The 1568-nt window shown below is 39.0% G+C and carries 1 protein-coding gene; it reads left to right on the top strand.

Annotated elements, in window-relative coordinates:
* The first annotated feature begins 152 nt into the window (after positions 1-152).
* The gene (gene purM, locus A9G30_RS07875) at positions 153-1190 is read left to right on the top strand and encodes a phosphoribosylformylglycinamidine cyclo-ligase (RefSeq protein ID WP_065588596.1); all 1038 of its coding nucleotides are present in this window, start codon (positions 153-155) and stop codon (positions 1188-1190) included.
* The last annotated feature ends 378 nt before the right edge of the window (positions 1191-1568 follow it).

Genomic DNA, 1568 nt, shown 5'->3' with positions numbered 1-1568 from the left:
TCATGTAGATGCGACTTCCGCAATCATTATTTTAGAAAGTTGGTTTGAAAACAATTAATTATTTTAATTAATTCTTTTATCTAATAATAGATCGCCAATCAATATCATCCTTGCTAAAATAAACAGCAATTTTTTATTGGAAGGAACTTGCCGTGTCACATAACAACTCTCTTAGTTATAAAGATGCTGGTGTCGATATTGACGCCGGCAATGAACTTGTTAATCGCATCAAATCGGTTGTAAAAGAAACTAAGCGCCCCGAAGTTATGGGGGGATTGGGTGGTTTTGGCGCGTTATGTGCTATTCCACAAAAATACAAAGAGCCAATTTTGGTATCGGGCACGGATGGCGTGGGTACCAAATTACGCCTGGCAATGGATTTAAACCGCCATGAATCAATTGGTATTGATTTAGTGGCAATGTGCGTTAATGACCTGATTGTGCAAGGTGCTGAACCTTTATTCTTTCTTGATTATTATGCCACAGGTAAACTTAATGTCGATGCTGCAGCAACAGTAGTAACAGGCATTGCCGAAGGCTGTAAACAATCAGGGTGTGCTTTAGTTGGCGGCGAAACTGCCGAAATGCCAGGTATGTATCAGGGTAACGACTACGATTTAGCGGGATTTTGTGTTGGTGTAGTTGAAAAATCAGCTATGATAGACGGTAGCAAAGTGCAAGATGGCGATGCATTAATCGCATTAGCTTCAAGCGGTACTCATTCTAATGGCTATTCGTTAGTACGTAAAATTATTGAAGTCAGTGGTGTAAACCCTGCCACTGAACAGTTAGACGGCAAACCACTTGCCGATCACTTGCTAGCACCGACTAAAATCTATGTTAAACCCATACTTGATTTAATTACACAAGTTGATATCCATGCAATAGCACATATAACAGGCGGTGGTTTCTGGGAAAACATTCCTCGTGTGTTACCTGAAAATACTCAAGCGATAATTAATGAAACAAGTTGGCAATGGCCTGCTATATTTAATTGGTTACAAAAAGCAGGCAATGTTAGCCGCCATGAAATGTATCGCACCTTTAATTGTGGTGTTGGCTTAATTATTGCCATACCAAAACCATGGGTCGATAAAACAATTACCTTACTAAATAACCATGGTGAAACAGCATGGCTATTGGGTGAAATTAAACAGGCTACATCAGCAGAGCGGGTAATAATAAAATAGATTTTGCATTCACTTTATCTACCCAAATTTTGTCACCTCCCTGCCCTAAAGGACGGAAATTCCTACTGAAGTTACTTTACTTCAGTAGGTTTCTGCTTCTGATAGCATGATGACTGCACCATTCGCATTACAGACGCTTCGGCATATCCTACCCCCTAGTATATATTAAGGCACTAACCATTCATCCTCGCCAAAAAATGAACCAATGCCATCTGTACCGCCACTTACCCAGATATAGTTAACATTAAATACAGCTTGTTTTTGATATCACTAAAGCTAATGGTGTCTGTATCAAGTTTGTTTTGTTGGTATCTTCGGCTTCTGAAAATATTCCAACTCTTTTTAGGTAGTATTGTGACAAAAGAATTTATGTTATTA

The sequence above is a fragment of the Gilliamella sp. Fer4-1 genome (assembly GCF_001690515.1).
Classification (GTDB): domain Bacteria; phylum Pseudomonadota; class Gammaproteobacteria; order Enterobacterales; family Orbaceae; genus Gilliamella; species Gilliamella apicola_C.
The sequence above is the reverse complement of the archived record's forward strand: the minus strand, read 5'-3'. Positions and strand labels throughout refer to the sequence as shown.